Source organism: Armatimonas sp., from assembly GCF_043760365.1.
GTDB lineage: Bacteria > Armatimonadota > Armatimonadia > Armatimonadales > Armatimonadaceae > Armatimonas.
On sequence record NZ_JAYUPA010000223.1, the window covers coordinates 1 to 5,792 of the forward strand.

Here is a 5,792-nt window from a genome sequence, read left to right on the forward strand (position 1 = left end):
GTTTGAAAAACGGTCTTGCCCGTCGTTGTCTTAGTGTTTGTCGTCGTTGTCGTTACGGGTGTCATGGCAATGAGCCTCTTTCTCGTTCGCGGTGCGCCGATGCGGGCAATTTTCACCCACGGGGCGACGGCAATCGATGCCTAGAGTATAAAGCAACCTTGCCACTAATGGTGGATTAGGTGTGAAAGTTTGCTCCTGTCTCAAATCCCGTGATGGTGATTGGCTGGTTAGCGTGGACGGTCAACGTCCCGCTTTGGGGCACTTCGTGCCGCCTCCTCGTCCCTCGTCGGTAAAATTAGGCGGCGGAGGCACGACGCCGGGTACCCTCTGGGTGAGCCCGGAGGTTTACCGTCCGGGGCTTATCACGAGATTTGAGAGCGGGGCAAACTATCGGGTGAGTGGATTGATTTGAACCGTGCCTCCCTCGGTGAAGTCTATCCCGAGATGGCACTCTTCCAAAAGCGCGGTGCCCAGTAAAGGACGATCCCCCATCGCAAGGGCGGCAACACGCAGAACTCCCTCGCCCCAGGCAACCCGCGCTTCGTATACCAGCGTGCTGCAACTTGATCCATCGGCAAGTGTCGCTTCGGTCTGTCCAAAAACACGTAATCCCAGACGCTCCAAGTCGGCTTCTGGGAGCGCCAGTGCTCCTAGGAACCCCGTGTCCACCACAAATGCCACATTGCGACGGTTACCAGTAGAGAGCACCAAGGAGAGGGTTACTTCGGCACTCAGCGCGGAGACGCTACCGGAAATTCTCATCCCCGCGTCAGTGCTCCACCCACCGCAAAAGCCGTCTTGTAGCCTACACGTGTGAACCAGATTGCCGCCTCAGGATGTCGTGCCCGCAGGCGATCTCCTGCCGTGAGCAAGTCGGTGTCCAGCTCAAAGTCCGCGCTCTGAGTATCCAGTGCAACGATCTTTCCAAGATTCTCTGGCAACTCAACGTGAAGACGAATCTGCGACTCGTAGAGGGCCTTACCAAGCTCGGCAAGCGGTGTGGTTTGTGTAGGATTCATGACACCCTAATTATATCAAGAAGAAATCCGGGCACCGAAGGGATCTGTGGCAAGAAGTGGCACGCTTCTGCCATAATGAAGCAATCATGACTGAAACACGTCCGCTCCGTGGCGCTCTCCTCGCGCTGACATCCCTCACCGTCGCTGGTGCCGCTCTGCTGCCCGCTCGGTCGTCCAGTCAAATCAAGGCACCCGCCGCCCAAGGCCCCGACTTCGCTAAGGAGGTTCAGCCCCTCCTGCGCGCCAAGTGCATGCCGTGCCATGGCGACATCCAAGCCGCCGGCGGCCTGAAGCTGACTCGCCTCAAGAGCGCACTGACCGGGGGGAGTAGCGGGTCACGGGGCCTGGTGCCGCACGACCCCGATGCCAGCTCTGTCATCCAGCGGGTCTCCACCACCGACACCGATCTGATCATGCCGCCCAAAGCCAGCGGCAAGACCCCGCTGACGCCCACCGAGGTGGCAACCCTGCGCAGCTGGATCCAGTCCGGCCCCTCCTGGCCCGAGGCGAGCGCCGCTACGCCCGCCGGGGACACGCACTGGTCGCTCTTACCGATTAAGAAACCCACCCTTCCCTTGGGCAAAGCACTGCATCCCGTGGACCGCTTTCTGGAGGCGCGCCTCGCCGCCAAGGGGCTGGGGTTTTCCAAGGAGGCCGACCGCCCCACCCTGATCCGCCGCGTCACCTTCGACCTCACCGGCCTCCCGCCCACCGAAGCGGAGCTCGCCGCTTTTGTCAACGACAAGGCACCGGGTGCCTACGAGCGTGTCGTGGATCGCCTGCTGGCATCGCCGCGCTACGGCGAGCGCTGGGCACGCCACTGGCTCGACACCGTCCACTACGCCGACTCCCACGGCTCCGAACACGACATGGGTCGCAAGAACGCCTGGCCGTTCCGCGACTATGTCATCCAGACGTTCAATAACGATGTCCCCTACGCCCGCTTCGTCCGCGAGCAGCTGGCCGCAGACGCTCTCTATCCCAATCGCCCCGACCTCACCCCCGCCCTGGGCTACCTAAGCGCCGGCAACTTCGACCTGAGCGCCTACTACACCGCCCCCGTCCCGTTCCAGATCCTCGACCGCGACGACATGGTGAACCAGGCGATGTCTACTTTTGTCAGCACCACTGCCAACTGCGCCCGGTGCCACGACCATAAATTCGACCCCGTCCCGACCTCCGACTACTGGTCGCTGCAGGCCGTGTTCGCGGGGGTCGTCAAGGGCGATGTCACCTACGACGAGACGCCCCGCTTGGCGGAGCAGCGCACGAAGTGGAACCGCCTGAAGGAAGTCGCCGACAGCAAGAACGCCACCCGCATTCTCGCTGCCGAGCACCAACCGGTGGTAGACGCCTTCGTGTCGGCAATCTCTGGTTTCGGCGGCTGGAAGCCGCTGCGCGTGACCAAGGCCACCAGCGTCGGTGGTGCCACATTCGCCCTCGCCGACGACGGCCGTGTCGCGGTGGGCGGCCCCCGCCCCGCCAAAGACACCTACACACTCCTCGCCCACCCCGGCACCGGGCGCATCGGTGCCCTGCGTCTCGACGCCTACACATCCCCCGAGCTCCCCAAAGGCGGTCCCGGCCGCGCCGACGACGGTGGCTACCTGCTCAGCGAGCTCACCGTAGAGATTGTCCGTGCGGGTGGCAAGCGCGAGAAGGCAAAGATTGTCCGAGCCAGCGCCGATTATGCCGAGCCGAAAAAGGACGCAGCAAACGCCGCCGACGGCAACTCCGGCTCCGCGTGGGGCATCGGATCGGAGTTTGGCAAGGATCATCATCTTGTTCTGGCCTTCGCGGAACCCCTCGAACTCGCCGACGGTGACGCGCTTGAGGTGATTCTCGAGCAAAACGACGGCAAAGGCCATGTTCTGGGATGCTTCCGCTTGAGCGTCGCCGATGCCCCCCGCATGGCCCTCTGCGCCGTGCCGCCAAAGGTGGCCGACCTGCTGAGGGCGCCCACACAAGACCAGGCCGCCCGTGTGGAGATCGCCACGTTCGCGCTACGGGAAACGGCCACCGATGGGATCGCGTCCCTGCCCCCGCTACAGCATGTCTACGTGGCCGCGAAAGCCGCCGATGTGGCCAACGTAGGTTTCGTCAACATAGACAAGCCCCGAGAAATCCACGTGCTAGAGCGGGGCGAGATGAGTAAGCCGAAGCAGCTGGTCGGGCCGGGGGCGCTGTCGGCGCTCCCGGAGCTTGGGATCTACTTCAAGCGCCGCGACATGACGCAGGAGAAGCAGCGCCGCGCCGCGCTCGCGGAATGGTTCGTGGACCGGCGCAACCCCCTCACCTGGCGCAGCATCGTCAACCGTGTCTGGCACTACCACTTTGGCAAGGGTATTGTTGACACGCCCGGCGACTTTGGCCGCATGGGCGGTGCACCGAGCCATCCCGAGCTGCTCGACTATCTCGCGGCGTGGTTCAAGGACGACGCGCAGGGGTCGTTCAAAAAGCTGCACCGGCTGCTGGTGACAAGCCACGCCTACAGGCAGAGCTCCGCCGACCGCCCGGATGCGGCCAAACGCGACATGGACAACCGGCTGCTGTGGCGGGCCAATCGCCTCCGCCTGGATGCTGACCAGTACCGGGACGCCGCGCTGCAGACCGCCGGGCGGATCGACTTCACCATGGGCGGACCAGGCGTCAACCACTTCAAGCAGGGCCCCGGGCCACAGATGACACCCGCCCTAGACTACGCGGCGTTCGACTGGGAGAGCCCCGCCGCCAACCGGCGCTCGGTCTATCGTACCGTCTGGCGCTCCATTCCGGACCCGTTCATGGACTCGCTGGACTTCCCCGACCTGACATTGCTCTCCCCCACCCGAGGCACGAGCGTGTCGGCTCTGCAGGCCCTGACGCTCTACAACAACAACTTCGTACTCTCGTGCGCCCAGTCGCTAGCAAAGCGCGTGGTGGCCGAGGGCGGAGCTCTCCCGCGCCAGATCGAGCGGGCGGCGGTGCTGGCATGGGGCCGACAGATCACCGACGAGGAGCGGAAGGTGCTCAGAACCATGGCGAGCGGCCATGGGCTTGAGGCGACCTGCCGCGTTATTCTGAACGCGAATGCGTTCCTGTTTATAGACTGATAGGTGTGATAGATGAACGATGAGCACTGGGGCTTTCCCACCAACCGACGTGAGTTCTTGACCGGACTCGGCGGGGGCTTCGCGGGCCTCGCACTGACCAGCCTGCTGGCCAAGGACAGCCAAGCGACGCCGACGGGGCCAGCTGGGCAGGGCACGCTGCACCTGCAGCACCACCCTCCTAAAGTGAAGCGGATCATCCAGCTCTTCATGAACGGTGGCGCAAGCCCGATGGATCTCTTCGACTACAAGCCCGCGCTGATCAAGTACCACGGCCAAAAGCTCCCGGACCACATCCGGCCCGAGGGATTGGCCAGTGCCCCTGGCTTGTGTCTCAAGAGCCCGTTCACGTTCCAGCAGTACGGCCAGTCGGGCCGCTGGGTCAGTGAGGTATTTCCGGAGCAGGCGAAGCTCGTGGACGAAATGGCGTTCTTCATGGCGATGGCCAGCAAGTCCAGTGTCCATGGGCCAGCCTCGTACATGATGAACACGGGCTTCATCCAGCCGGGATTCCCGTGCATGGGGGCGTGGATTTCGTACGCGATCGGGAACCTTCGCGACAACTTGCCAACCTTCGTGGTGCTCCCGGATGCGCGTGGCCTTCCGTACAACCAGCGGGGAAACTTCAGCAGCGGCTTTCTGCCGGTGGTGCACCAAGGAACGATGATCAACGGCACGGGGCCGGGGGCGGTGTCCGACCTCTTCGCCGGTAGCCGGTATAAGTTCGCGAATCCGGCCTCCGACAAGGCGGGTCTGGACGCCTTGAGCCAGCTGAACAAGACCCACGCAGCGTCCCATCCCGGCGATTCCCGGCTGGATGCCCGCATCGCCAGCTACGAGCTGGCAGCCCGGATGCAGCTGAGTGCGCCGGAGGCATTCGATCTCTCACGCGAATCGCAGGCGGTGAAGGACTCGTACGGAATCGGGTCGCAGCCCACCGACGACTTCGGCAAGCGCTGCCTGCTCGCCGCGCGGCTGGCGGAGCGAGGTGTGCGCTTTGTCCAGGTGTGGAGCGGCCCACAGGGCGCAGTGAACAACTGGGACAACCACGGGAGTATCAAGAAGGAGCTCGTGCCGATGGCGGCGCAGGTGGACAAGCCGATCGCGGCACTGCTGCGCGACCTCAAGGCCCGTGGACTGGACAAAGACACGTTGGTGATCTGGACCACCGAGTTTGGTCGGACCCCCACGGCGCAGAGTGGCGACGGGCGCGACCACAACGGCGGCACCTTCGTGAGCTGGCTCTGGGGCGCGGGCGTGAAACCGGGCGTGGCGTACGGTGAGAGCGACGAGCTGGCGTTCAAGACCGCCGTGAACACCACCTATTCGTACGACTTCCACGCGACCGTGCTGCATCTGCTGGGCATTGATCACACCAAGCTGACCTGGCGTCAGAACGGCATTGACCGCCGCCTGACCGATGTACACGGGCACGTGGTGAAAGAAGTTCTCGCGTAGAGGAAAATGTAGCAACGACGCAGAACTGGCAGGCATACCAAGACGACGATGGGAACCACCATGAGTACAACAAACGATTCGAAGCGGGACCGCAGGCAGTTTCTCACCGAGGCAGGACTCGGCGCGGCACTCTTGACCCTGAGCCCTTCCTCCGTTTTAGCGGACGACAAGCCGATCAACTTTGCGGGGATTGGCGTCGGTAGCCAAGGCGGAAGTGATGTGGATC

The 5,792-nt window shown here is 63.5% G+C and carries 5 protein-coding genes; 3 read left to right on the forward strand and 2 right to left on the reverse strand.

What is annotated here, in order from left to right; genetic code table 11:
• Positions 1 to 15 precede the first annotated feature (15 nt).
• Entirely contained in the window at positions 16 to 144 is a 129-nt protein-coding gene (locus ACH2EH_RS05400; protein ID WP_395139670.1) for a hypothetical protein, read from the forward strand.
• A gap of 243 nt (positions 145 to 387) precedes the next feature.
• Here ACH2EH_RS05400 and ACH2EH_RS05405 read toward each other — a convergent pair whose 3' ends face one another.
• A complete protein-coding gene (locus ACH2EH_RS05405) occupies positions 388 to 762 on the reverse strand; it encodes a clan AA aspartic protease (RefSeq protein WP_395139672.1) in 375 nt (124 codons plus the stop codon).
• The gene (locus ACH2EH_RS05410; RefSeq protein ID WP_394796885.1) at positions 759 to 1,019 is read right to left on the reverse strand and encodes a hypothetical protein; all 261 of its coding nucleotides are present in this window, start codon (positions 1,017 to 1,019) and stop codon (positions 759 to 761) included. Before ACH2EH_RS05410 ends, ACH2EH_RS05405 begins: the two co-directional genes overlap by 4 nt.
• An 86-nt stretch (positions 1,020 to 1,105) precedes the next feature.
• Here ACH2EH_RS05410 and ACH2EH_RS05415 point away from each other — a divergent pair, with 86 nt between their 5' ends.
• Both ACH2EH_RS05415 and ACH2EH_RS05420 read left to right on the forward strand, forming a co-directional pair.
• The gene (locus ACH2EH_RS05415) at positions 1,106 to 4,111 is read left to right on the forward strand and encodes a PSD1 and planctomycete cytochrome C domain-containing protein (RefSeq protein WP_395139674.1); all 3,006 of its coding nucleotides are present in this window, start codon (positions 1,106 to 1,108) and stop codon (positions 4,109 to 4,111) included.
• Positions 4,112 to 4,123: 12 nt separating this feature from the next.
• Positions 4,124 to 5,566 (forward strand): DUF1501 domain-containing protein, encoded by a 1,443-nt coding sequence (locus ACH2EH_RS05420; RefSeq protein ID WP_395139676.1) that lies wholly within the window; start codon positions 4,124 to 4,126, stop codon positions 5,564 to 5,566.
• Positions 5,567 to 5,792: the final 226 nt, after the last annotated feature.

Excerpts from the sequence above, each read along its gene's own strand:
- ACH2EH_RS05410 (WP_394796885.1), bottom strand. The coding sequence starts at position 1,019 with ATGAATCCTACACAAACCACACCGCTTGCCGAGCTTGGTAAGGCCCTC.
- ACH2EH_RS05415 (WP_395139674.1), top strand. The coding sequence starts at position 1,106 with ATGACTGAAACACGTCCGCTCCGTGGCGCTCTCCTCGCGCTGACATCC.
- ACH2EH_RS05405 (WP_395139672.1), bottom strand. The coding sequence starts at position 762 with ATGAGAATTTCCGGTAGCGTCTCCGCGCTGAGTGCCGAAGTAACCCTC.
- ACH2EH_RS05420 (WP_395139676.1), top strand. The coding sequence starts at position 4,124 with ATGAACGATGAGCACTGGGGCTTTCCCACCAACCGACGTGAGTTCTTG.